Genomic DNA, 25,105 nt, shown 5'->3' with positions numbered 1-25,105 from the left:
CTTCTTGCCATCCCGTGTGCGCCTCACTTCCCCCGGGGAGCTGAGGATAAACCCGAAGCCGAATGTCGCCAGGAATCTTCACCATGATGCAGACACTGTTAACCAATTCTCCCGCCGCACCGACCGCTGCCGCTGCCGACAAGAGCGCTGTGCTGACGGCGAGCCAGGATGGCGGTGAAGGGGCCCTGCAGAGCGACGGCAAGGTCGGCTTTTCCGAGGTGATGAACCGGGTGCAGCAGGCTGACAAGGTCAATGCCAAAGCCGATGGCAAGGTTGCCAACGCAGATGGCAAGGCCCCCAACGCTGATAGCAAGGCTCCGGCGCGGCCCGGCGCCGAGCAGGGAAGCGCGGGTGCATTGGAGGGCAACAAGCCGGTGCCGACCACCAAAGGCGAGGCTGCCAAATCTTTGGCGAATGAGGCCGACGAGGCCGGTAGCGCCGACGACAAACCACAGAAGGGAAGTGAGCCCGACCCCGCTCTCGCCCCCAACGATTTCTTGCAGCGTCTGCAGGATGCCCTCAAACAGGACACCTCCCTGGTCGCCCCGCCGGCCATCAATCTGGTCGCCACCGCCCCCGTCGTCGAGACGGACGGCAAGATGTTGCCGCACAAAGACGCGGACGCCGAGTCGGCCGAGGCATCGGCCACCCTCACCCAGCCGCTTGCTGGCAGCAGCGACAAACAGGGGGCGACGACCAGTGCCGCCGCGTTGGCCCGCCAGTCTGCCAGCTTGCTCACGGGAGAAACCAGTACACCGGTTGATGCGAAAGCCGCGCAGCCGGATGCCGTGGTGACGGATGACGCCGCCCTGGCGGCTCAGCAGCAGGGCGCCGGGCCAGAGGGCGGTAGCAAGGAGAGCGGCGCCGGCGCCAATGCCGACCAACAGGCCGATAACAATGGCAAAGAGACCAAGGGGAGCAAAAGCGAGCTCTCCGCCGCCGAGCGGGCGGCCTTGCTCAGCAAGGTGCCCGCCGCCGCGTTAAGCGAACAGGGTGAGAATGACACCAAGATCCAGCTGGAGGGCGCCGACAAGGGGGCCAAGCCTGTGGTGCCGCCCATGGCGGGCAAGGAAGAGCCGGTAAAAACCGCTCCGCTGCAGGCCACCCACCAGGCCGTGGCCACTCAGCCCGGCGCCGCCAGAGCGTTTGAAGAGGGGATGACCCGCACCGATGGCGGCTCGAGCAGCGCCGCTGCTGACAAGGCGCCGGCGCAGACCACCGCCGAGGGGGATGGACAGTCCAAGCCGGTGGCTGCCAAGGCCGAGGGCCAGCCTGCTCCTGCCGCCAGCAGCGGCACACCGGCGCCGGCCACCGCTCCCGCCAGCGAACCCGTGCTGGTGGCACCGCAACAGGTGCTCGCCAGCAGCGAGCCACAGGGCCCGCAAGCGTCCCTGGCCAGCCTGTCAGCCGGGCTCAAGCAGATGGAAGCCACTGAGCGCAGCGACGCGCCCAGGGCCCGCAGCGAGGTGAAAGTCGACGTGAAGCAGAAGGTGACAGAGCTGGCTCGCGGTAGCGCCCAGGAGAGCAGCGAGACGACCGCCACCCCGGAGAGCAGCCGCAGCCAGCAGGTCCAGCAGAACAGCCAGCCCCAGGCGGTGGGTCATGACAACCGGCCGGCGGCCACCGAAGCGGCCGTGCGGCGCGAGCCCGCCAACCTGCCCCATCTCAAGCTGGCCGATCCGGAGGCGCCGGCCCAGTTGCATCAGAAGGTCAATCTGATGCTGGCGGACAAGCTGCAGCAGGCGGAGATCCAGCTCGATCCCCTCGGCCTTGGCAAGATGAAGATCCAGATCCAGATGGGGGCAGACAGCCAGGCCAACGTCCATTTCGTGGTGCAGCACGGCCAGACCCGGGAAATGCTGGAGCAGGCCATGCCCAGGCTGCGTGATATGCTGGCAGGGCAGGGCATCCAGCTGGGCCAGACCCTGGTGCAACAACAGCCGCAGCAGCAGTCACAGGGCCAGTCGGCGTTTGCCGGTCAGGGCCAGCAAGGCCAAAAAGGCAGCGGATCTTTTGCCGAAACAGGCCAAACTGAGGCAGAGGTCACGGGCGCCGGCATGCGTTTGTCGACGGAATCGACAAACGACAGTGGAATTGATTTCTATGCTTGATGCCAGCCCGAGTAAGTTTATGATATCGAACAAGTTTGAGACTAGGGTGGACAAGGGATGGCAGACGATAACGAACTGACGCTGAAAGACCCGGCGGCAGGCAAGAAAAAGAAGCTGATCATGATTATCGCCCTGGCCGTGATTGTGCTGGGTGGCGGTGGGGCCGGCGCCTGGTTCATGCTGTCCGGCGGCGACAAACCGGCGGCCGAGGCCGCAGGGGAGGGCAAAGATGCCAAGCCCAAGGAGGCGGCACCCCAGCCTTCGCTCTACGTGGGCATGCCGCGCCCCTTCGTGTTCAACGTCTCCGGTGGTCAGCGCGACCGGCTGGTGCAGATCAAGATCCAGCTGATGGTGCGCGGCACCGCCGACGAGACGCTGGCCAAGCAGAATATCCCCCTCATCGAAGGCACCCTGTTGCGGGTCTTCAGTGCGGCCACCAGCGAGCAGCTGATGACCTTCGAGGGCAAGGAGAAGCTGCGCAAAGATTCACTGGAAGAGTGCCGTCGGGTGCTCAATGACCTGGTCTCTTCCCCCGTTATCGAACAAGTGCTGTTTACCGGCTTTGTCATGCAATAAGGGTGAAGCGTGAGCGATCTGTTAAGTCAGGACGAAATTGATGCCCTCTTGCACGGGGTCGATGATGTCGAAGAGGAAGAGATAGGCGCGGCGGGGGATCCCGGCGTCGCCCAGTTCGACTTCTCCTCCCAGGACCGCATCGTCCGTGGTCGCATGCCGACCCTGGAGCTGGTGAACGAGCGTTTCGCCCGTCACATGCGGATCAGCCTGTTCAACATGATGCGCCGCACCGCCGAGGTTTCCATCAATGGCGTGCAGATGCTCAAGTTCGGCGAGTACGTGCACACCCTGTTCGTGCCGACCAGCCTGAACATGGTGCGCTTCCGCCCGCTCAAGGGGACCGCGCTCATCACCATGGAGGCACGGCTGGTCTTCATCCTGGTGGAGAACTTCTTCGGTGGCGACGGTCGCTACCATGCCAAGATCGAGGGGCGTGAGTTCACTCCCACCGAGCGGCGCATCATCCAGATGCTGCTCAAGCTGGTGTTCGAGGATTACAAGGACGCCTGGGCGCCGGTGATGGACGTGGGCTTCGAGTACCTCGACTCCGAGGTGAACCCGGCTATGGCCAACATCGTCAGCCCCACCGAGGTGATCGTGGTCAGCTCGTTCCACATCGAGCTGGATGGTGGTGGCGGTGACTTTCACGTGGCCATGCCTTACTCCATGCTGGAGCCCATCCGCGAGCTGCTGGATGCCGGCGTGCAGAGCGACAAGGGCGACACCGACGTGCGCTGGAGCAAGGCGCTGCGCGACGAGATCATGGACGTCAAGGTGGAGCTGCGGGCCAAGTTGCTGGAGACCGAGCTCACTCTGCGCGAGCTGATGGAGCTGCAACCCGGCGACATCATCCCGGTGGAGATGCCGGAGAACCTGCTGGTGTTCGTGGAGGACTTGCCCACCTTCCATGCCAAGATGGGGCGGACCAAGGACAATGTGGCGCTCAAGATCACCGACAAACTCAAGCGCCCGGAAGGGGTCAAGACCGAGATGCATCTGGTGACCCGGGGCGGTGTACGCATCGATGGTGAGGCCGAGCTGGAAGAGCTCGAGCGCAGCATCGAAGATCAACAACGATAAACGGCGATCTGCGTTGGCAGGCCGTCAAGAAAGCAGCATAAGGAATTCAAGATGAGCGGAACTGATGAAGAGGATCTGATGGCGGACGCCTGGGCAGCCGCGCTGGAAGAGCAGGTGACTGCCGAAGCCAAGCCCGCTCCCCTCGAAGAGCTCAAGGATGATGCCCCCATCAGTGCCGAGGAGCGGCGCAAGCTGGATACCATTCTGGATATTCCGGTGACCATCGCCATGGAAGTGGGCCGCAGCCAGATCAGCATCCGCAACCTGCTGCAGCTCAACCAGGGATCGGTGGTGGAGCTGGATCGGGTGGCGGGCGAGCCGCTCGACGTACTGGTCAACGGTACCTTGATCGCCCACGGCGAGGTGGTGGTGGTGAACGACAAGTTCGGCATCCGGCTGACTGACGTCATCAGCCAAATCGAAAGGATCAAGAAGCTCAAATGACCAGACTCATAGTGTCACCGTTTGAGGGGGCCCGGATGCTGACCAAGAAGTTCGGCATCCCTTCTGTGTTGGCCGACGTCATCAGTCAGATTGAAAGGATCAAGAAACTCAAATGATCCGCGCGTTCCCGTTACTGCTGTTGTCCCTCCCCGCACTGGCCGAACCCGGTGCGGGCGCCAATCCGCCCAGCCTCACCTCCTGGCTGCTCTCCAGCCTGATGGTGATCGGCCTCATCCTGGTGCTCGGTTTCCTGCTCAAGAAGAGCAAGATTGCCACCGCCATGGGGGGCGGCCAGATGCGGGTCATCGCCAGCCTGCCGGTGGGTTACAAGGAGAAGCTGCTGGTGGTCAAGGTGGGTGAGCAGCAGCTGTTGCTCGGGGTGACGCCGCAGCAGGTCAACTTTCTCTATCGCCTGGAAGAGCCGCTGGACGAGAGCCAGCCCCAGGCGTTCTCCCAGCAGCTTGGCAAATTGATGGGCAAGCATGAAAAAAGCTAACGGCTCACGGCCGCACGGTGGGCTGCTGGTCGGCCTGTTATCCCTCCTGATCCTCTGCTCGCCGCTGGCGCTGGCCCAGGACGGCATGTCGGCCGTCACCATCAAGACCATGGCGGACGGCAGTCAGGAATACAGCCTGACCCTGCAGGTGCTGGCGCTGATGACGGCGCTCTCCTTCCTGCCGGCCATGGTCATCATGATGACCTCGTTTACCCGCATCATCATAGTGCTCGGCATTCTGCGCCAGGCCATCGGCCTGCAGCAGAGCCCCTCCAACCAGGTGTTGATCGGCATCGCCCTGTTCATGTCGTTCTTCATCATGTCGCCGGTGCTGGATCGCATCAACAACGAGGCGCTGCAACCCTATCTGGCCGAGACCATCCAGGCCAAGGAGGCGCTGGAGAAGGCCGAGCTGCCCATCCACCAGTTCATGCTGGCCCAGACCCGGATCAAGGATCTCAACACCTTCATGGAGATAGCGAACGTGCAGGTGGACAAGCCCGCCGACGTGCCGCTGCGGGTGCTGATCCCGGCGTTTGTCACCAGCGAGCTCAAGACCGCGTTCCAGATAGGCTTCATGCTGTTTCTGCCGTTCCTGGTGATAGACCTGGTGGTGGCCAGTATCCTGATGGCGATGGGGATGATGATGCTGTCGCCGATGCTGGTCTCCCTGCCATTCAAGCTGATGTTGTTCGTCATGGTGGATGGCTGGAACCTGATCCTGGGATCCCTGGCCAACAGCTTCGGGCTGGGCGCCGGTGGTTAAGGGCGAGCAACGCAAGGAGCGAACGGCATGAGTCCTGAAACCTTTATCGACGTGTTTCGCGAGGCGCTCTGGCTGGTCACCATCATGGTGTGTGCCGTGATCCTGCCGAGCCTCTGCGTCGGCTTGCTGGTGGCCATCTTCCAGGCGGCCACCTCCATCAACGAACAGACCTTGAGCTTTCTACCCCGCCTCATCGTCACCCTGTTTGCACTGGGGGCGGGGGCGCACTGGGGCTTGCAGAGTCTGATGGACTTCTTCCTGCTGATGGTGAGCCAAATTCCGGAGGTGGTGGGATGAGGGGTCAGCTCGAGCAGAGCGCCCTTCTGCGCCCGTTGCCGGCCTCGATGGCCTGCAAGGTGCCGGGATGACCTACACAACCGCTCTCATCATGGAGTGGTTGTCTTCCATCGTCTGGCCGTTGGCGCGGGTGAGCGGGCTGCTGATGGTGATGGCGGTGTTTGGCAGCCGGCTGACACCGGCTCGCGTGCGCATCAGCCTGGCGCTGGCGCTGACCCTGATGATTGCCCCTTTGCTTCCCCCCATGCCCAAGATCGAGCTGTTTTCGGTCGGCAGTTTTCTGGTGCTGGGCCAGCAGTTGCTCATCGGGGTCGCGCTCGGTCTCATGACCCAGTTCCTGATGGAGAGCTTCGTGATGGCCGGCCAGATCATCGCCATGCAGACCAGTCTGGGTTTCGCCACTCTGGTGGACCCCATGAACGGCCAGTCGGCGCCGGTGGTGGGTCAGTTCTACCTGATGCTGGCGACCCTGGTGTTTCTGGCGGTGGATGGTCATCTCATCATGCTGCGCATGGTGGTGCTGAGCTTTGATACCCTGCCGGTGTCGGACAGCGGCCTCAGCCTGCCCTCCATTCGCGATCTGATCGGTTTTCTCGGGGTCATGTATCAGGCCTCGCTGGTGATGGCGCTCTCCGCCATCGTCGCCCTGCTGCTGATCAACTTTGCCTTCGGCGTCATGACCCGTGCCGCACCCCAGCTCAACATCTTCAGCATCGGCTTTGCGGTCAGCATGATGTCGGGCCTGCTGATCCTCTGGCTCACCATCGGTGGCTTCCTCGGCCATTTCGACAGCATGTGGGAGCGGGTGCAGGAGACCAGCTGCACCCTCATCGGCACCCAGTGCCTGGGGGGGCAGTAAGATGCCGGCGGCAGGTTGGGGGCTCCATTGCGCGGGGTGGACCACCTGGGTTTGCTCTGTTGGCTTCGTGCTGCTGAACAACGGCGCTCAGGCGGGTTGGATGCCTGATTGCCTCGACCTGTGCGGGGGTCAGCATGGCTGATACCGATCAGGAACGTACCGAACAACCCACGGGCAAACGACTGCAACAAGCCCGTGATAAAGGGCAGATTGCACGATCCAAGGAGCTGGGTACCGCCAGCGTCCTGCTGGCGGCCGTGTTTGGCCTGCTGATGGTCAAGGAGAGCCTGGCCGGTGCCATGGTCAAGGTGCTCACCATGGGCTTTACCTTGGATCGGGAGCAGGCGTTCGATCCCAATGCTATGATGACCATGCTGCCGGCCCTGCTGCGGGAGCTGCTGCAGCCCCTCGGTCTGCTGTTCATGCTGGTGGCCATCGCCGCCTTCGTCGGCAATATCCTGATGGGGGGGATGAACTTCTCCTCCGAGGCCATGCTGCCCAAGTGGAGCAAGCTGAGCCCGCTCAACGGCATCAAGCGGATGTTCGGGGTGCAATCCCTGGTCGAGCTGGTCAAGTCCATCGCCAAGGTAGTGTTCATCTCCCTGTTCGCCTGGTGGATGCTCTCCAGCCAGTTCAACCATCTGCTCAATCTCTCCCTCGAGGGCTACCCGGGCGGTATCATAGACGCGCTGGATCTGCTGCTGTGGATGCTGATCATCCTCTGCTGCGCCCTCATTCCCATCGTGGCCATCGACGTGCCGTTCCAGCAGTGGAACCACATGCGCCAGCTCAAGATGACCAAGCAGGAGGTCAAGGACGAGTTCAAGGACAGCGAAGGCAAACCCGAGGTGAAGGGGCGGATCCGCCGCTTGCAGATGGAGATGGCGATGCGCCGCATGATGGGGGATGTGCCCAAGGCAGACGTGGTGATCACCAACCCGACGCACTACTCGGTGGCGCTCAAGTACGATACCGCCAAGCCGGGCAGCGCACCCAAGGTAGTGGCCAAGGGTACCGATGAAATCGCGATGAAGATCAGAGAGATAGCCAGGGAGTACGAGATCCCGGTGATGCCGTCCCCGGCGTTGACCCGCGCCATCTACCACGCTACCGAGATTGGTCACGAGATCCCGGAAGGGCTGTTTGCCGCCGTGGCCCAGGTGCTGGCCTATGTCTATCAGCTCAAGAAGTTCCGTCGTGGCCGTGGTCGCCGCCCCAATCCGCTGGCCAAAGATCTGCCCATTCCAACCGAATTCCGCAAATGACAAACTTCTGACACAGTCAAAATAAAATCATTGTATTTCAATGTGTTGTATTGTTGGCTTGATGTTTGCTTTAATCTGGCATCAGCGGTTTGAGATTGAGAAAAACGATGAAACTCCAGGCATCATTGGGCCGAATCAAAGAGTACAAGTGGCTGTTGACCAAGGGCCTGGGGACGCCGCTGCTGGTGCTGGCCTCTCTTGGCATGGTGGTGCTGCCCATTCCGCCGCTGATGCTGGATATCCTGTTTTCTTTCAACATCGCGCTCTCCATCGTGGTGCTGCTGGTGGCCGTCTACACCCGCCGTCCGCTCGAATTTGCCGCCTTCCCGACCGTGCTGCTGATAGCGACCCTGCTGCGGCTGGCGCTCAACGTCGCCTCTACCCGGGTGGTGTTGCTGGAAGGGCACAACGGCAGTGCGGCGGCCGGCCACGTGATCGAAGCCTTCGGCAACGTGGTGATCGGCGGCAACTACACGGTCGGCATCATCGTTTTCATGATCCTGATGATCATCAACTTCGTGGTGGTCACCAAGGGTGCGGGCCGGATCTCAGAAGTTAGCGCCCGCTTCACTTTGGATGCCATGCCCGGCAAACAGATGGCCATCGATGCGGACTTGAACGCCGGCCTCATCAATCAGGAAGAGGCCAAGAAGCGCCGCCAGGACGTGACCCAGGAAGCCGACTTCTACGGCTCCATGGACGGTGCCTCGAAATTCGTGAAAGGGGATGCGGTGGCGGGGATCATGATCCTGTTCATCAACATCCTGGGCGGCTTCATCATCGGCATGGTGCAGCACCAGCTCACCTTCAGCGAAGCGGCCCAGATCTATACCCTGCTCGCCATCGGTGACGGTCTGGTGGCCCAGATCCCGTCGCTGCTGCTCTCCATCGCCGCCGCCATCATAGTGACCCGCCAGAACACGGATCAGGACATGGGCACCGCGGTGCTGGGCCAGTTGTTCGACAATCCCAAAGCCCTGATCATTTCGGCCGGTATCCTGCTGATGATGGGCAGCGTACCCGGCATGCCCCATCTGGCGTTCCTCAGTCTGGGGGCCATCGCCGCTGCCGGTGCCTGGTGGCTGCTGCGCCGCGAGAAACAGCTGGCGGCCAAGGCGGCCAAGGGCGAGCTGATGCCGGCGAGCACGGAGCAGACCCACGAGCAGAAAGACCTGAGCTGGGACGACGTGATGCCGGTGGACATCATCGGGCTGGAGGTGGGTTATCAACTCATCCCGCTGGTGGATCGCAACCAGGGCGGCGAGCTGCTCAACCGGATCAAGGGGGTGCGCAAGAAGCTCTCCCAGGAGCTGGGTTTTCTGGTGCCTGCGGTGCATATCCGCGACAACCTAGATCTCGCCCCGAACCAATATCGCATCACCTTGATGGGAGTCAGTACCGGCGAGGCCAATGTTTACCATGATAAGGAAATGGCCATCAATCCTGGCCAGGTGTTTGGCCAGATCCAGGGGGTTGCGACGCGGGATCCCGCTTTCGGACTGGAGGCGGTGTGGGTTGCCAAGGAGCAGGTCTCCCAGGCGCAGACCCTTGGCTACACAGTGGTGGATACCGCGACCGTGGTCGCCACTCACCTCAGCCAGATCCTCTCCAATCATGCCGCCCTGTTGCTGGGCCATGATGAAGTACAACAGTTGCTCGACATGATTGGGAAGCACCAGAACAAGCTGGTGGAAGGGTTGGTTCCTGAGGTCATCACCATGGGTAACCTGGTGAAGGTATTGCAGAATTTGCTTAATGAAGGCGTGCCAATCCGCGATATGCGCACTATCCTGCAGACCCTGGTGGAATATGCCCCGCGCAGCCAGGATCCGGAAGTACTGACGGCGGCCTGCCGTATCGCCTTGCGCCGGCTGATCGTGCAGGAGATTGCCGGCCCGGATCCCGAACTGCCGGTGATCACCTTGGCACCGGAATTGGAACGTATATTGCATCAATCCCTGCAGGCAGGGGGGGGTGATGGCGCCGGCATCGAGCCGGGTCTGGCGGAGCGGATGCAACGCTCGCTGGTGGAAGCCACTCAACGACAAGAACTGGAAGGCCAACCGGCCGTGCTTCTGACATCAGGGATACTGCGCAATACCCTGGCGAAATTTGTCAAGAATGCCATTCCTGGATTGCGCGTTCTGTCTTATCAGGAAGTGCCTGATGACAAGCAAATCCGCATCGTCAGTGCGGTAGGGCAGAACTAGTTAGCGGAGATGACGGGTGAAGATTAAGCGGTTTTTTGCCAAGGACATGCGAACGGCTCTGGCCGAGGTCAAGGAGACTCTCGGGCCTGATGCCGTCATCATGTCCAACAAGAAGGTCACCGGTGGGGTGGAGATAGTCGCCGCTGTCGATTATCAATCCCAGGTTCCGGGACCCAAAGATGCGCCGGTTCGCCGTCAGTTGAACGATGAGAGCGTCAATATCTCGTCTGCCGGACGGCAGATGACCCGCCCTGCACCGAGTCCGGCCCAGGAGCAGAACGAACATTATGCCGACACCCTGGCCGCCCTGCTGGCCCGCCAGCAGAAGCTGAACCCGGCCCAGAACGGTCAGGCGGGCCAGAGCGGCGCCCAATCGGCCGCTGCCAGCGGGGCGCCCCGCACTCTGGCCGAACAGGGACAATGGGGAGCAGCTCCCGAGCCCGCCAAACCGAAGGCGAGAGCCGCCGCGCCCGGCCGTGCTCCCCAATCCCCCCAGCGGGATCAGGAGATGGAGGGGATGCGCAAGGAGATGGCCAGCATCCGCAAGCTGCTGGAGCACCAGATCTCCGGTCTGATGTGGCAGGAGGTGGAGCGTCGCGAGCCGATGCGTGCCCTGCTCATCAAGGAGCTCAAGAAGATAGGGTTTGACGATGCCTTTGCCGATCAGTTGGCCGGCCTTATCCCCGAGGATATGTCCATTCATCAAGCTATGGCCCAGTTGGCCGAGGTGTTGACGGCCCAGCTCAAGATCAGTGAAGACGAAATTCTGCGGCAGGGTGGGGCGGTTGCCCTGCTCGGGCCGACCGGGGTGGGCAAGACCACCACCATCGCCAAGCTGGCGGCGCGGTTTGCCATGAAGTATGGCGCCGAGCAGGTGGCGCTCATCACTACCGACAACTATCGGATCGGTGCCCATGAACAGCTGCAGACCTATGGTCGCATCATGGGCTGCCCGGTGCGGCAGGTGCGGGATGCCGAGGAGCTGGCCAATGCGCTCTATCAGTTCCGTCACCGTCGGCTGGTGCTCATCGATACCGCCGGGGTAGGGCAGCGGGATATCCGGCTGACCGAGCAGCTCGATACCCTGGTCAAGAATGCCAAGGTACGCATCCGCAGCTACCTGGTGATGTCAGCCACTTCCCAGCGTCGGGTGATGCAGGAAGCGGTGGACCATTTCCGGCGTATTCCATTGAGCGGCTGCATACTTACCAAATTGGATGAGAGTCTGAATCTGGGCGAAGTGATTAACGTGTGTATCCAGAATGCATTGCCCATCAGCTATATCACTGATGGACAAAGGGTTCCGGAAGATATTCAGGTCGCCAATGCGGCACAGCTCGTCGGAGCTGCCATGGGCTCGCTGGAGCGGGAAACAGAAGAACCCTATTTCTGGGGCACAGGCTTTGGCGAGGCCGAAGATTCGGAGTTTTATGAGTAACATGTATATGGATCAGGCGAGTGGTCTGCGCAAAATGCGTCAAAACAATCGAGTAAAAGTGATCGCCGTGTCTGGTGGCAAGGGTGGCGTCGGCAAGACCAACGTGACCCTGAACGTGGCGGGAGCCATGGCCGCCCAGGGCAAACGGGTGATGGTACTGGACGCCGACCTTGGCCTGGCCAACGTGGACGTCATGCTGGGACTGCGGGTGCATCGTAACCTGTCCCACGTGCTGGCCGGCGAATGCACCATCGACGACATCATCGTCGAGGGGCCTTACGGCATGATGATAGTGCCGGCCACCTCGGGTACCCAGTCCATGGTCGAGCTCTCGCCGGTGCAACACGCCGAGCTTATCCGCGCTTTCAGCGAGATGAAGACCCAGGTTGACATCCTGCTGGTGGATACGGCGGCCGGCATCTCCGACATGGTGCTGAGCTTCACCCGTGCGGCCCAGGACATCATGGTGGTGGTGTGCGATGAACCGACCTCCATCACGGATGCCTACGCCCTCATCAAGATCCTCTCCAAGGAGCACGGCGTCTTCCGCTTCAAGGTGGTGGCCAACATGGTTCGTTCCTTGCGCGAAGGGCAGGAACTCTACGCCAAGCTGACCCGGGTCACCGACCGTTTCCTGGATACCTCGCTGGAGCTGGTTGCCTGCGTCCCCTACGACACCAATCTGCGAGCCGCCGTGCGCAAGCAGAAGCTGATTGTCGAAGCCTTCCCCAAGTCCCCGGCCGCGCTGGCGTTCAGAGCGCTGGCCAACAAGGCGGCAAGCTGGCCCATTCCTAACCAACCCGGCGGTCATCTCGAATTTTTCCTGGAAAATTTGCTGCAAAAGCCGGTCATAGCACAGGAAGGTTCCCGTGAATAAAGCCCAAGCGTACTTGCGTCATCAGGATTCCTATGTGCTGGTCGAGCGTCATGCTCCGCTGGTGAAACGGATCGCCCAGCATTTGTTGGCTCGCCTGCCAAGCAGTGTCTTGCTGGATGACCTGATCCAGGCAGGTATGATTGGATTGCTCGAAGCCTCCCGCAATTTTGACGGCAGCAAGGGGGCGAGCTTTGAAACCTACGCCGGGATCCGAATCCGCGGTTCCATGCTCGACGAGATCCGGCGGGGTGACTGGGTGCCGCGTTCGGTACACCGCAACAGCCGCACCATCGCCGAAGCCATCGAAAATGTTGAACAAGCCCATGGCCGTGATGCTCGCGATAGCGAGGTAGCCGCCCAGATGGGGGTCAGCCTTGGTGAGTATCACGCCATGCTGCAGGATGTCTCCTGCGGCAAGATCATCGGCATCGAAGATCTTGGCGTCAGCGAGGATGTCATTGGCCACCCCGATGACGAGCCGGGCAGCAACGGGTTTGATGAACTGGCCGCCGAGCGTTTTCAAGGGGCGCTGGCCGAACACATCGGCCGCCTGCCGGAGCGGGAAGCGCTGGTGCTCTCCCTTTACTACGATGAAGAACTGAACTTGCGTGAAATAGGCGAGGTATTGAACGTCAGCGAGTCTCGCGTGAGCCAGATACACAGTCAGGCGATGCACAGATTACGCGCGCGTTTAAGAGATTGGCATGTATAAGTGTTTGTACTGGCTACACTGAAACAAAACTCTAAGGCATAATCCGCAAAACAAAACCTGCGATCTGCATCATGTAAGTGAGCCGCTCTGGCGGCTATTTAGGAGGGAATTTTGGACAAGAACATGAAAATCCTCATTGTTGACGATTTTTCAACGATGCGCCGGATTATCAAGAACTTGCTGCGTGACTTGGGATTCAACAACACCCACGAAGCAGACGATGGCAACACGGCCTTGCCAATGTTGAAAAACGGTGATTTTCAATTTGTCGTGACCGACTGGAACATGCCGGGCATGCAAGGCATCGACCTGCTCAAGGCTATTCGCGTCGATGACAAACTCAAACACCTGCCGGTGCTGATGGTGACAGCCGAAGCGAAACGCGAGCAGATCATTGAAGCTGCCCAGGCCGGCGTCAATGGCTATATCGTCAAGCCTTTCACTGCTGCAACGCTCAAAGAGAAACTCGACAAAATCTTTGAACGAATCGGCTAAGGAGCAGCAGGGATGAAGGCCAAAACGAGTGCAATGATTTCGCTCGATCAGGCAAGGATGCTTGTTGCCCATCTTGAGCAAGGTGAATTTGAACAGGCCGATACTCTCATCGCCGATGCGTGTGCTCCCAATGCGGCGGCCCTGTTTGACAAAGTGGGTCAGTTGACCCGACAACTGCATGATTCCCTACAAGATTTTCGGCTAGATCCCCGGATCCCCGATCTGGCCACCCATGAAATCCCCGATGCGCGGGAGCGGCTCAGTTATGTCATCGACATGACGGACAAGGCTGCCAATCGCACCATGGATGCAGTGGAAGCCAGTCTACCGATTGCCGATCGACTAAATGACAATATTCAGCTTGTTCTGCCCAACTGGAATGCCCTGATGAGCAGAGATATGAGTGTTGGGCAGTTCAAGTCTTTATGTCACCAACTGGATGATTTCATTAAGGCTTCTGAATCTGATGCCGATAAATTACGGCAACTGCTGACAGAAATCCTGATGGCGCAAGATTTTCAGGATTTGACCGGCCAGATGATCCGCAAGGTCATCAAGTTGGTTCAGGAAGTTGAAACTAAATTAATAGAAATGCTGACTATGTTTGGTGAGGCATCTGCTGAGCATTCTTCTCGCAGCCTTCCTGTAGGCGGGATTGAAGCTGAAGGCCCCATCATGAACCCTGAGACTCGTTCCGATGTGGTCAATGGTCAGGATGATGTGGACGATCTGCTGTCTAGCCTGGGATTTTAATGGAGTGACGCATGGCCTTCGAAGTTGATGAAGACATACTGCAAGACTTTTTGGTCGAAGCATCCGAAATATTGGAACAGTTGTCTGAACAACTGGTCGACTTGGAAAAGCGACCCGATGACAAGAATCTGTTGAATGCCATATTTCGCGGCTTCCATACCGTCAAAGGCGGTGCCGGCTTTCTCTCGCTGACCGAGCTGGTGGATGTTTGTCACGGTGCTGAAAACGTGTTCGATATCTTGCGCAATGGCAAGCGGACCGTTACCGCCGAGTTGATGGATGTCATTTTGCAGGCGCTGGATGCCATCAATGTGATGTTTGCCCAGGTGCAGAATCGGGAACCGCCAAGCCCGGCTTCCGCTGAAATCCTGCACGACCTGCATGAGCTCTGCAAGCCTGAAGGGGAAGAGCAGCTGTTGACCGCTTCTGCGGGTGGCAATGTAGCGTCCGAAGAGATGGCTCCTGCCGTTGAAGAGGTAGTCGAGGTGGCCGCTGCCATCCCGGAACCTGTCGCCGATCCCGTCCCCGCTTCTTCCGTCGTCAGTGGTGGGGGATCCATCGATGAGATCTCCGCCGATGAATTCGAACGCCTGCTCGATGAACTGCATGGGGTGGGAGGCGCACCGACTGCTGCCACCAGCCCGGTGGTGGCAAGCTCCGGAGATATTACCGATGATGAGTTCGAGGCCCTGCTTGATCAGTTGCATGGTCAGGGCCAACATGGTGGTGCCCCTGAAAGCAATCCATTGAAATCAGTACAAAAAGAAGTCGATGAACTGATCGATGACGATGAATTCGAGCGTCTGCTGGATGAACTGCACGGTCGTGGCCAGGGGCCGCAAACCAGTATTACGCCGCCGCCAGCCGCGCCTGTACAGGCAGCGGTAGCACCCGCGGCCGCCACGCCAACTCCGGCAGCCAAGCCAGCCCCGGCACCGGTCGCAGCCAAACCGGCTGCGGCACCGGCAAAAGCGGCACCAGCCCCTGCGCCAGCCAAGCAACCGGCCCCCGCTCCTGCAGACAACGCAGTACAAAGCGATACCACCGTACGGGTGGATACCAAGACGCTGGACGTCATCATGAACATGGTGGGTGAGCTGGTATTGGTGCGTAACCGTCTGGTCAGCCTTGGTATTGCCAGCAACGATGAAGACATGTCAAAAGCGGTTGCCAACCTGGATGTGGTGACGGCAGACCTGCAAGGTGCGGTGATGAAAACCCGCATGCAGCCCATCAAGAAAGTGTTTGGTCGCTTCCCGCGCGTCGTTCGTGATCTGGCTCGTACCCTCAAGAAAGAAATCGAGCTGGTGATGGTCGGGGAAGAGACGGATCTGGACAAGAACCTGGTTGAAGCGCTGGCTGACCCGCTGGTTCACCTGGTGCGCAACTCCTGTGACCATGGGGTTGAAATGCCGGATGTCCGCGAGAAAGCTGGCAAACCACGGCAGGGTACCATTACCCTGAGCGCTTCCCAGCAGGGCGATCATATCTTGCTGTGCATCGAAGATGATGGTGCCGGTATGGACCCCGAGAAGCTCAAGTCCATCGCCATCAGCCGTGGTGTGCTGGATGCCGATACGGCGGCGCGAATGAGTGACAACGATGCCTACAACCTGATCTTCGCCCCCGGTTTTTCTACCAAGTCCGAGATCTCGGATATCTCCGGCCGTGGTGTCGGGATGGACGTGGTGAAGACCAGTATCGTCAGCCTCAATGGCTCGGTGCATATCGATTCGACCTGGGGCAAGGGCACCCGTCTTGAAATCAAGGTGCCGCTGACTTTGGCCATTCTGCCGACCCTGATGGTGGAGGTGGGTGAGCAGACCTTCGCGCTGCCGCTGGGCTGTGTGAACGAGATTTTCCATCTGGATCTCAAGAAGGCCAACATGGTGGATGGGCAGCTCACCATCATAGTGCGCGAAAAAGCCATCCCGCTCTTCTATCTGTACAACTGGCTGGTCAGGGGCAAGCACAAGAAGTCACGGCAGGATACGGGTCATGTGGTCATCGTGCAGATTGGCACGCAGCAGATCGGTTTTGTCGTGGATAACCTGATTGGCCAGGAAGAAGTGGTGATCAAGCCGCTGGACAGCCTGTTGCAAGGTACCCCAGGCATGGCGGGAGCCACCATCACCAGCGATGGTGGTATTGCACTCATTCTGGATGTGCCGAGTCTGCTCAAGGCGTATGCCCGTAGACATTGATAGCCCAGGCCCAAGGAGTTAGAAAAATAACAATGGCAGTCAAGGTATTAGTTGTCGACGATTCGAGCTTCTTCCGTCGTCGGGTCAGCGAGATCATCACTCAGGATCCCATGCTGACGGTGATCGATACGGCTCAAAATGGACGCGAAGCCGTGGACAAGGCGATCCAGCTGCGCCCGGATGTGATCACCATGGACATCGAGATGCCCGTGATGGATGGCATCAGTGCCGTACGCGAGATCATGGCCAAGTGTCCGACTCCGATCCTGATGTTCTCCTCTTTGACTCATGAAGGGGCCAAGGCGACGCTGGATGCGCTGGATGCCGGGGCGCTCGATTTCCTGCCCAAGAAATTTGAAGATATCGCCCGTGACAAGGATGAGGCCGTTCGCTTGTTGCAGCAGCGAGTCAAGGAGATTTCTCGCAAGCGTTTCTTGATGGCGGCACCTGCTCGTCCCAAAGCACCTGAGCCCGCCGCTCGTTCCCCGCTGGGCAGCTCAATCGCCCGGCCAGCAGAGCGTCAGACCGAGCCGCCGCGAGCCATGCCTGCGGCAGCCTTCAAACGCAGTGGCAAGAGTTATCAGCTGGTGGCCATCGGTACCTCGACGGGTGGCCCGGTTGCGCTGCAGAACGTGTTGACCAAATTACCCGGTGATTTCCCTCATCCCATCTTGTTGATCCAGCATATGCCGGCAACCTTTACCGCTGCGTTTGCCGCTCGCCTCAACGGTCTGTGCCAGATCGGGGTCAAGGAAGCGGAAGATGGCGATGTGCTCAAACCTGGTCATGCCTACCTGGCTCCGGGCGGCAAGCAGATGCTGCTGGAAGGGCGTGGTGCGGGTGCCCGTATCCGGATTGTCGATGGCAATGACAAGGTGAATTACAAGCCTTGTGTGGACATCACCTTTGCCTCTGCCGCCAAAACCTATGCCGACAAGGTGCTCGCCATCGTGTTGACCGGGATGGGGGCGGATGGTCGGGATGGTGCGCGTCTGCTCAAGGAGCAGGGCTCTACCATCTGGGCACAGGATGAAGCCTCCTGCGTGGTATATGGCATGCCGCAAGCGGTTGCCAAAGCCGGCATCGCCACGGAATCACTGCCGCTTGATCGGGTTGCACAACGAATCCTGGTTGAGCTGGGCCGCTAACGATGGGCATGTTCGGCCTGATCCTGGCACTGGGAGCCATCGCCATTGCCCAGTTATGGCATGGCGGCAACCTGCTCACCCTGCTTGATGGGCCTGCTTTCGTCATCGTTGTAGGAGGAACCTGGGGGGCTGTCATTTTGCAGACGCCACGCAAGTTTCTACTGGAAGCGATAAGACAGACCCGTTGGATGCTGTTACCTCCCGCCTGGGATCTGGTCGCACAAGCTGAACGACTGCAAGCCTGGGCCGTGTTTGCACGTCAGCAGGGGTTGCTGGCGCTGGAGAACCAGGCTGATCAGGAGAGCGACGAATTTACCCGGCAGGGGCTCACCATGATAGTGGACGGGGTGTCGATAGATGATATTCGCATGTTGCTCGAAGCGGATATCGACATCGAGCAGGAGCGAAACGAACACTCTGCCAGAGTCTTTGAGGCCATGGGGGGTTACAGTCCGACCATAGGTATCATCGGTGCCGTGATTGGACTGATCCAGGCCATGTTTCATCTGGAAGAACCTGCCTCGCTGGGGGCCGGTATCGCCGTTGCGTTTGTCGCCACTATTTACGGGGTTGGCTTTGCCAACCTGTTATACCTGCCGATTGCCAACCGGTTGCGGGCTTTTCACTATCATTACGCCCTGTTTCAGGAGATGACGCTGGAAGGCTTGATGGCAATCGCCCACGGCGAAAATGGTCCTCAGGTTGAACGGCGGTTGAAGGCTTATCTGAAGGGAGAATAGCCATGCGCAAGCGCTACCGTTTGCATCTGCAAGGTCGGGAACATCTCGACCGCTGGCTGGTTTCCTACGCCGATTATATGACGCTGATCTTCGCCCTGTTCGTGGTGCTCTATTCGGTGGCGCTGGTCAACAAGGACAAGTATCGCGCGGTCATCGATGGTATGACCCAGGCATTCAACGTCATGCAGCCACGCAGCGACGGTTTGCTGGAAGGGCAGGGAAAGTCGTTGTTGAACAACGAGGTATCTGCCGCCTCCTCGGTTCTGGAGAGCGCCACAGCCCGCTCACCCTCTTTGGCTCCCATCTCAGGTGTTCCCATCGCGCAAGATGGTATGACTCTTGCGAAGATCGATACGCAATTGCAGGAGAGCATGGGTTCTCTGGTCGATGCCGGGGTAGTCAAGTTGACGCTTAATGATAACTGGTTGACGGTCGAGTTGAGCTCAGGTTTGTTGTTCGGCAGCGGCAGCGCCTTCATGAGTACCAATGCCGATCCCGTGCTAAATACTCTTTCAAGTATTCTAAAGCAGGTCGATAACTATGTAAGAGTGCGCGGTTATACCGATAACCAGCAGATAAATAATGAAATTTTTCGTTCCAACTGGACGTTGTCTGCGGCAAGGGCGGAAGCCGTACTCACGGCGCTCATCGCCAAAGGGATAGCGCCGCAGCGGTTGGCTTATGAAGCTTACGGGGAGTTTTCTCCCTTCACGGACAACAGTACCGAGCAGGGGCGTTTACAGAATCGCAAGGTGGTGGTCGCTATTTCCAAGTTCGCCTGGGTGCCACCTGCTCCGGTATCAACTCCTCCGGTACAGGCTGTAACGGAGACGCAAGTGCCGGCAGTGCAACAGGCGGTCGAGGCTGGAGAGGTCAAGGTGATCACGCTGCCAGGTGGTGGCATACGCATAACAACGAGGCAGGATTGATACAGTGATTGTTTGGACGGTTGCCAACCAAAAGGGTGGGGTCGGTAAAACCACCACAGTGGTCTCGCTGGCCGGTATTCTGGCCCAGCGCGGTCAGCGGGTGCTGTTGATTGACACCGACCCTCATGCCTCCCTGACCTCTTATCTCGATTTTGATTCCGACCGGCTGGATGGCACTCTTTATGAGCTGTTTCAGGCGGTCAAACCAACGGCAGAGCTTGTCAATAAACTGACGCTGCGCACCAAGTTTGACAACATTCACCTGCTGCCCGCATCAATCACCCTGGCGACCCTGGATCGGGTGATGGGCAATCGGGAAGGGATGGGGCTGGTGCTCAAGCGAGCACTGCTGCGCATTCAGGATCAGTACGATTATGTGCTGATCGACTGCCCGCCCGTCTTGGGGGTCATGATGGTCAATGCGCTGGCGGCGTGTGACCGGATCCTGGTGCCGGTGCAGACCGAGTTTCTGGCGCTCAAAGGGCTGGAGCGGATGATGAAGACGTTTGAAATCATGCAGCGCTCCAAGCGGGAGAAGTTCCGTTATACCGTCATTCCCACCATGTTTGACAAGCGAACCCGTGCCTCGCTGATGACTCTGCAGTCCATCAAGGAGCAGCACGGCAATGCGGTATGGAATGCCGTCATACCCATAGATACCAAGTTCCGGGATGCCAGTTTGCTTCACATTCCCCCCTCCATCTATTCGCCGAGCAGCCGTGGCACCTATGCCTATGAGACCCTGCTCAACTATCTTGATGCGCAAGAGCGTCAGCGTGCTCATGAGGTGACATCATGAGAGATACCACCCAAGTTCGGGCCATGGATGATTACTTCCACTCCCTGTTGCTGGATGATGCGCTGCTGCTGGATTCGCCTGACGAGTCTGACTCTGCCCCCGTCATCCAGTTGCAGCGTCAGCCCCAGCCTGTTGCCGATAAGGCAGTGCAACCCTATCTGGAAGCGGATCAACGGCTGGAGCAGTTGAGTGAATTGCTGGCTCAGGTCGGTCAGGTTCAGTTTGAAATCGATGCGCTGAGCCATGAAGAGGTCGTCAGCGAGCCGCTCCAGATTGAGGCAGAAGATGCCCTGCTGCCCGTCGAGCCAGTCTGGCCCGAGGTGATGCCCGAGCCCGCAGCTGCGGATCCTGCCACGCTGGTGGTGACGGAGACCGATGTTGCATTGGCGCTGCAGGAGGAGGTTGCCCCCTCCACCTGGGAGAATATCGATACCGGCAAGGAGTTTCAGGCGCTGTTTTTTGAGGTTGCCGGTGTCACCTTTGCGGTGCCGTTGACCGAGCTTGGCGGTATTCATCAACTGGGAGAAGTGAACACCCTGTTTGGTCAGCCAGGCTGGTACAAGGGGATCATGACTTCCCGCGAACAGAAGATGAACGTGGTGGACACGGCGCAGTGGGTCATGCCCGGCCAGCATCTGGAAGTGCCTGATTACAAGTATTTGATCATGTTGGGTGAATCTCCCTGGGGACTTGCCTGCCATCATCTGAAGGGAACGGAGTTGTTGCATCGTGACCAGGTCAAATGGCGCCATCAGGAGGGCAAACGCCCCTGGCTGGCGGGCATGGTCAAGGAGAAGATGTGTGCTCTGCTGCACGTGAAGGAATTGCTCCTGTTGCTGGAGCGCGGGGTCAACATAGAAGGTCGCTGATAACTTCTGCACTCGGGCTGTTTTATTGCTAGTTTTACCAGTAGACGTTTTCATAAAAGGAATAAAAACATGACAGAAAAGCGCAATATTGCACAGAATCTGGCCGAAGATGAAGTGCTGCAATGGGTCACCTTCCAGCTGGAAAATGAAACCTACGGCATCAACGTGATGCAGGTGCAGGAGGTGCTGCGCTATACCGAGATCGCTCCTGTGCCCGGTGCGCCCGAGTATGTACTGGGCATCATCAACCTGCGCGGCAACGTGGTCACCGTCATCGATACCCGTTCCCGTTTCGGCCTGCCCTCCGGCGATGTGAGTGAAAACTCGCGCATCGTCATCATCGAGGCGGAGAAGCAGGTGATCGGCATCATGGTCGACAGCGTGGCCGAGGTGGTTTATCTGCGCTCCTCCGAGATCGACGCGGCCCCGGCGGTGGGTACCGAAGAGAGTGCCAAGTTCATTCAGGGCGTCAGCAACCGCGATGGTCAGCTGTTGATCCTGGTCGATCTGAACAAGCTGCTCTCCGATGAAGAGTGGGAAGATATCGGTTCCCTCTGATAGGAAGATAATGTGTTGATGATTGAAATTGCCGCCTTGGGGTTGTCCTTGCTGGCGTTGGTGCTGGCCCTGTATGGGGTGATTGGCAGCCGACGTGGCCAGCGAGAGTCCGAGGCCAGGGTGGAGACGCTGCAAGGGCAGCTCGAGAGCCTGCGCAAGCAGATGATGGAGCTGCATACCGGGGCCATCGGCATGGGCCAGCGTCTGCAGTCCGTCGAAGGGGCCATGCAGCAGATCAACGATCGCCAGCAGGAGCTGACCCTGCAGGATCCTGAACGCCGCCTGTACAGCCGCGCCGCCAAGATGGTGGAGCTCGGCGCCGACCTCGATGAGGTCATGAATGAATGTGAATTGCCTAAGGCCGAGGTTGAACTGTTGATTTCATTGCGAAAAGGCCGCTCATGAATGTTCGGGAAGGCATCCGCCTTCCTGATTTTCTTCCCCTCTCTTCAAGGCGGGATCTCCCCCACAAATCCTGCTGATAATTGGCATCTTTGAAAAGACGCTTCCCGATACTGTGTTAATATGCAGGCCGCTTCTTTTCACTGATTACATCCTCATGCTGCTTCAAATTCACAATCTGAGCTGCGTGCGTGAAGATCGCACTCTGTTTGAACATCTCTCCTTTGCGGTGGCTCCCGGAGATCTGGTGCAAATTGAAGGCCCCAACGGGGTAGGGAAGACCAGCCTGCTGCGCTTGCTGACCGGCTTGTCCCAACCATTTGCCGGTGAAGTGTGCTGGAATGGCGAAAATATCCGCAATTGTCGCGATGAATATCACGCCAATCTGCTCTATCTCGGTCATCAGCCTGGCGTCAAGGCTGCCCTGACACCGCTCGAAAACCTCGCCTTCTACCAGAAACTGCATCATGCGGCCGACACCTGCGTGGATCTGTGGCGGGTACTGGCCCAGGTCGGTCTGGCCGGGTTTGAAGACAACCCCACCGGTCAGCTCTCTGCCGGCCAGCAGCGCCGTGTCGCGCTGGCCCGCCTGTGGCTCAGCGACAAGCCGGCGCTCTGGATCCTGGATGAGCCGTTCACCGCCATCGACAAGCAGGGGGTGAAGGTGTTGGAACGGCTGTTCCTGACCCACGCCGAGCGAGGGGGCATGGTGATCCTCACCACCCATCAGGACATGACCCTGATGCAGGGACGGTTGAAGACCCTCTCTCTCACGCCCTTGCTGCAGGAGTAGTTCTGATGTTGCGCGCCGTAATGCACCTGATCCACCGCGAGTTGTTGATGGCCTTGCGCCAGCGCTCCGACATCCTCAACCCGCTCTGGTTTTTCCTCATCGTCATCACTTTGTTTCCGTTAGGGATCGGCCCCGAGCCCAAGCTGTTGGCCCGCATCGCCCCTGGCATCATCTGGGTGGCCGCCCTGCTGGCGGCCATGCTGTCGCTGGAGCGGCTGTTTCGCGACGATTTTGGCGATGGTGCGCTGGAGCAGATGATGCTGATGCCCCATCCGCTGGGTTTGCTGGCGCTGGCCAAAGTGATCGCTCACTGGTTGCTGACCGGCCTGCCGCTGCTGCTCATCTCCCCGCTGCTCGCCATTCTGCTGTCACTGGACATGAACACTTATCTGGCGGTGGTCGCCACCCTGGCGTTGGGGACGCCGGTGCTGAGCCTGCTCGGGGCGGTCGGCGTCGCCCTGACGGTCGGTTTGCGCAAGGGGGGCGTACTGCTCAGCCTGCTGATCCTGCCGCTTTATATTCCGGTACTGATTTTTGCCACCTCCGCCATCGATGCGGCGGGGATGGGGCTGCCCTATTCGGGGCAGCTGGCGATTCTGGGGGCCATGCTGGCCGGTGCGTTGACCCTGACCCCGCTGGCGGTCTCGGCGGCGCTGCGAGTCAGCGTGAATTGACGAAAGCGTCTGAAAAAGTGGCCATGGAAGGGCCGTTATAAAAAATATAATTGAGATAGATCAAGAGGATGGCTGCTTATTGCTTTCGGGGGATGTGATGTTTTCCGGCAGTGGGTATGGTAGGCCTCGCCACGATATTAATAACAGAAAGGTTTTGTGAGCTATGTGGAAATGGTTGCACCCTTACGCTAAACCCGAGCGCGCGTACCAGCTGGCAGGGACCCTGCTGCCCTGGTTTGCCGTGACAAGCCTGCTGGCATTCATCATCGGCACCCTCTGGGGGCTGGCCTTTGCACCTGCGGATTATCAGCAGGGCGACTCCTTCCGGATCATCTACATCCATGTTCCGGCCGCGATCCTCTCCATGGGGGCCTACTCCACCATGGCTGTGGCTGCTTTCATCGGTCTGGTGTGGCAGTTGCGGATGGCGGACATGACGGTGGCCGCGGTCGCGCCGGTCGGCGCCGTGTTCACCTTCATCGCACTGTTTACCGGCGCCGCCTGGGGCAAACCCATGTGGGGCACCTGGTGGGTGTGGGATGCACGACTCACCTCCGAGCTGATCCTGCTGTTCCTCTACCTCGGTGTCATCGCCCTCTACAACGCCTTCAGCGACAAGGTGCTGGCCGGTCGCGCCGCCGGCATCCTGGCGCTGGTGGGGGTGATCAACCTGCCCATCATCCACTACTCGGTGGAGTGGTGGAACACCCTGCACCAGGGCGCCAGCATCACCAAGTTTGACAAGCCTTCCATCTCCCCCGAAATGCTGTGGCCGCTGCTTATCATGATCCTGGCCTTTGCCGCCTTCCTCGGGGCTCTCTCCCTGATGCGTTTTCGAAACGAGCTCTTGATGCGGGAGTGGCACCGCCCCTGGGTCAAAGAGATAGCCGAGCAGGAGAAGTAAGCATGCACTTTGCCTCATTCAGTGACTTTCTGGCGATGGGCGGTTACGCCTTCTACGTCTGGCTCTCTTTCGGTCTGACCCTGCTCTGCCTGGTCGGCATCGTCATTTCCACCCGTATGAAAACCCGCGCCCTGCTTGGTGAACTGCGCAACAAGCAGGCGCGCGAGGCCCGCCGCAAGGCGGCCCAGCAGATGGAGAACACCCTATGAACCCGAGACGCAAGAAACGCCTCACCATCATCCTGGCGATCAGTGCCGGGCTTGCCGCGGTGATCGGCCTGGTGCTCTATGCCCTCAGCCAGAACATCGATCTCTTCTATACCCCTAGCGAGCTGGTGGAGGGCAAGGGGCCGGACAAGATCAAGCCGGAAGAGGGGCAGCGCCTGCGCATCGGCGGTCTGGTGGTACCGGGCTCGGTACAGCGGGATCCCCAGAGCCTCAAGGTGGCCTTCAAGCTGGTGGACAACGGCGGGCATCTGGTGACCGTCGAGTTTGACGGCATCCTGCCGGACCTGTTCCGCGAGGGGCAGGGCATCGTTGCCCAGGGCACCCTCAAGGATGCCACCACGGTCGCCGCCTTCGAGGTGTTGGCCAAGCACGATGAGAACTACATGCCGCCGGAAGTGGCCGATGCCACCAACGGCATGCACTTCAAGCCGGAATATACCGAGGCGCAGCTGAAGGGGAGCAAGCAATGATCCCGGCAG

At 59.4% G+C, this 25,105-nt stretch carries 28 protein-coding genes; all 28 read left to right on the top strand.

The genetic code is table 11. From position 1 onward, the window contains the following. The first annotated feature begins 83 nt into the window (after positions 1–83). Entirely contained in the window at positions 84–2,111 is a 2,028-nt protein-coding gene (locus OKC44_RS02170) for a flagellar hook-length control protein FliK (RefSeq protein ID WP_270810758.1), read from the top strand. A gap of 57 nt (positions 2,112–2,168) precedes the next feature. Further along, complete coding sequence (gene fliL / locus OKC44_RS02165) at positions 2,169–2,687, top strand: flagellar basal body-associated protein FliL (RefSeq protein WP_011705278.1); 519 nt, start codon at positions 2,169–2,171, stop codon at positions 2,685–2,687. Positions 2,688–2,696: 9 nt separating this feature from the next. After that, positions 2,697–3,767 carry a flagellar motor switch protein FliM gene (gene fliM, locus OKC44_RS02160; protein WP_011705279.1) on the top strand — a complete coding sequence of 357 codons (1,071 nt, stop codon included), beginning with the start codon at positions 2,697–2,699 and terminating at the stop codon, positions 3,765–3,767. Between the two features lie 51 nt (positions 3,768–3,818). Then, positions 3,819–4,211, top strand: a complete 393-nt coding sequence (gene fliN, locus OKC44_RS02155; protein ID WP_011705280.1) for a flagellar motor switch protein FliN — start codon at positions 3,819–3,821, stop codon at positions 4,209–4,211. Positions 4,212–4,323: 112 nt separating this feature from the next. After that, a complete protein-coding gene (fliO, locus tag OKC44_RS02150; RefSeq protein WP_017778741.1) occupies positions 4,324–4,707 on the top strand; it encodes a flagellar biosynthetic protein FliO in 384 nt (127 codons plus the stop codon). Beyond that, entirely contained in the window at positions 4,694–5,473 is a 780-nt protein-coding gene (gene fliP, locus OKC44_RS02145; protein ID WP_016350054.1) for a flagellar type III secretion system pore protein FliP, read from the top strand. Before fliO ends, fliP begins: the two co-directional genes overlap by 14 nt. A gap of 27 nt (positions 5,474–5,500) precedes the next feature. Then, positions 5,501–5,770 (top strand): flagellar biosynthesis protein FliQ, encoded by a 270-nt coding sequence (gene fliQ, locus OKC44_RS02140; RefSeq protein ID WP_011705282.1) that lies wholly within the window; start codon positions 5,501–5,503, stop codon positions 5,768–5,770. A 67-nt stretch (positions 5,771–5,837) separates the two neighbouring features. Then, the gene (fliR, locus tag OKC44_RS02135; RefSeq protein WP_011705283.1) at positions 5,838–6,629 is read left to right on the top strand and encodes a flagellar biosynthetic protein FliR; all 792 of its coding nucleotides are present in this window, start codon (positions 5,838–5,840) and stop codon (positions 6,627–6,629) included. 134 nt (positions 6,630–6,763) lie between these two features. After that, entirely contained in the window at positions 6,764–7,894 is a 1,131-nt protein-coding gene (flhB, locus tag OKC44_RS02130; protein WP_270810756.1) for a flagellar biosynthesis protein FlhB, read from the top strand. Positions 7,895–8,001: 107 nt separating this feature from the next. Continuing rightward, a complete protein-coding gene (gene flhA, locus OKC44_RS02125) occupies positions 8,002–10,104 on the top strand; it encodes a flagellar biosynthesis protein FlhA (protein WP_011705285.1) in 2,103 nt (700 codons plus the stop codon). Positions 10,105–10,120: 16 nt separating this feature from the next. Further along, entirely contained in the window at positions 10,121–11,542 is a 1,422-nt protein-coding gene (flhF, locus tag OKC44_RS02120) for a flagellar biosynthesis protein FlhF (RefSeq protein WP_241870974.1), read from the top strand. A gap of 1 nt (position 11,543) precedes the next feature. Beyond that, entirely contained in the window at positions 11,544–12,419 is an 876-nt protein-coding gene (locus OKC44_RS02115) for a MinD/ParA family protein (RefSeq protein WP_010634619.1), read from the top strand. Continuing rightward, on the top strand, positions 12,412–13,131 hold the full coding sequence (locus OKC44_RS02110; protein ID WP_017409955.1) for an RNA polymerase sigma factor FliA: 720 nt from the start codon (positions 12,412–12,414) through the stop codon (positions 13,129–13,131). The genes OKC44_RS02115 and OKC44_RS02110 overlap by 8 nt, the downstream gene beginning before the upstream one ends. A 123-nt stretch (positions 13,132–13,254) precedes the next feature. Further along, complete coding sequence (gene cheY / locus OKC44_RS02105) at positions 13,255–13,626, top strand: chemotaxis response regulator CheY (RefSeq protein ID WP_005298814.1); 372 nt, start codon at positions 13,255–13,257, stop codon at positions 13,624–13,626. A gap of 12 nt (positions 13,627–13,638) precedes the next feature. Further along, positions 13,639–14,379 (top strand): protein phosphatase CheZ, encoded by a 741-nt coding sequence (locus OKC44_RS02100; RefSeq protein ID WP_270810750.1) that lies wholly within the window; start codon positions 13,639–13,641, stop codon positions 14,377–14,379. 11 nt (positions 14,380–14,390) lie between these two features. Further along, entirely contained in the window at positions 14,391–16,583 is a 2,193-nt protein-coding gene (locus OKC44_RS02095; RefSeq protein WP_270810747.1) for a chemotaxis protein CheA, read from the top strand. A 32-nt stretch (positions 16,584–16,615) separates the two neighbouring features. Further along, a complete protein-coding gene (locus tag OKC44_RS02090; protein WP_270810745.1) occupies positions 16,616–17,731 on the top strand; it encodes a protein-glutamate methylesterase/protein-glutamine glutaminase in 1,116 nt (371 codons plus the stop codon). Between the two features lie 2 nt (positions 17,732–17,733). Next, positions 17,734–18,471 carry a flagellar motor protein gene (locus OKC44_RS02085; protein WP_024943899.1) on the top strand — a complete coding sequence of 246 codons (738 nt, stop codon included), beginning with the start codon at positions 17,734–17,736 and terminating at the stop codon, positions 18,469–18,471. Between the two features lie 2 nt (positions 18,472–18,473). Next, positions 18,474–19,400: an OmpA family protein gene (locus OKC44_RS02080; protein WP_017409958.1), complete on the top strand. Its 927-nt coding sequence runs from the start codon at positions 18,474–18,476 to the stop codon at positions 19,398–19,400. Positions 19,401–19,404: 4 nt separating this feature from the next. After that, entirely contained in the window at positions 19,405–20,199 is a 795-nt protein-coding gene (locus OKC44_RS02075; RefSeq protein WP_011705294.1) for a ParA family protein, read from the top strand. Next, positions 20,196–21,068, top strand: coding sequence for a chemotaxis protein CheW (locus tag OKC44_RS02070; RefSeq protein ID WP_270810742.1), 873 nt, complete (start codon positions 20,196–20,198; stop codon positions 21,066–21,068). The genes OKC44_RS02075 and OKC44_RS02070 overlap by 4 nt, the downstream gene beginning before the upstream one ends. Positions 21,069–21,137: 69 nt before the next feature. Next, on the top strand, positions 21,138–21,626 hold the full coding sequence (locus tag OKC44_RS02065; protein ID WP_005298836.1) for a chemotaxis protein CheW: 489 nt from the start codon (positions 21,138–21,140) through the stop codon (positions 21,624–21,626). Between the two features lie 18 nt (positions 21,627–21,644). Continuing rightward, on the top strand, positions 21,645–22,031 hold the full coding sequence (locus OKC44_RS02060) for a DUF2802 domain-containing protein (protein ID WP_270811303.1): 387 nt from the start codon (positions 21,645–21,647) through the stop codon (positions 22,029–22,031). Positions 22,032–22,185: 154 nt separating this feature from the next. Continuing rightward, the gene (gene ccmA, locus OKC44_RS02055; protein ID WP_270810741.1) at positions 22,186–22,821 is read left to right on the top strand and encodes a cytochrome c biogenesis heme-transporting ATPase CcmA; all 636 of its coding nucleotides are present in this window, start codon (positions 22,186–22,188) and stop codon (positions 22,819–22,821) included. A 5-nt stretch (positions 22,822–22,826) separates the two neighbouring features. After that, positions 22,827–23,495: a heme exporter protein CcmB gene (gene ccmB / locus OKC44_RS02050; RefSeq protein ID WP_011705298.1), complete on the top strand. Its 669-nt coding sequence runs from the start codon at positions 22,827–22,829 to the stop codon at positions 23,493–23,495. A gap of 163 nt (positions 23,496–23,658) precedes the next feature. Further along, positions 23,659–24,399, top strand: a complete 741-nt coding sequence (locus OKC44_RS02045; RefSeq protein ID WP_011705299.1) for a heme ABC transporter permease — start codon at positions 23,659–23,661, stop codon at positions 24,397–24,399. Between the two features lie 2 nt (positions 24,400–24,401). After that, on the top strand, positions 24,402–24,608 hold the full coding sequence (gene ccmD, locus OKC44_RS02040) for a heme exporter protein CcmD (RefSeq protein WP_011705300.1): 207 nt from the start codon (positions 24,402–24,404) through the stop codon (positions 24,606–24,608). Further along, positions 24,605–25,096, top strand: coding sequence for a cytochrome c maturation protein CcmE (gene ccmE / locus OKC44_RS02035; RefSeq protein WP_011705301.1), 492 nt, complete (start codon positions 24,605–24,607; stop codon positions 25,094–25,096). Before ccmD ends, ccmE begins: the two co-directional genes overlap by 4 nt. The last annotated feature ends 9 nt before the right edge of the window (positions 25,097–25,105 follow it).

The organism is Aeromonas sp. S41-2, assembly GCF_027705845.1.
In the GTDB taxonomy this organism is placed as follows: domain Bacteria; phylum Pseudomonadota; class Gammaproteobacteria; order Enterobacterales; family Aeromonadaceae; genus Aeromonas; species Aeromonas hydrophila.
This window is presented reverse-complemented; position numbering and strand designations above follow the sequence as displayed.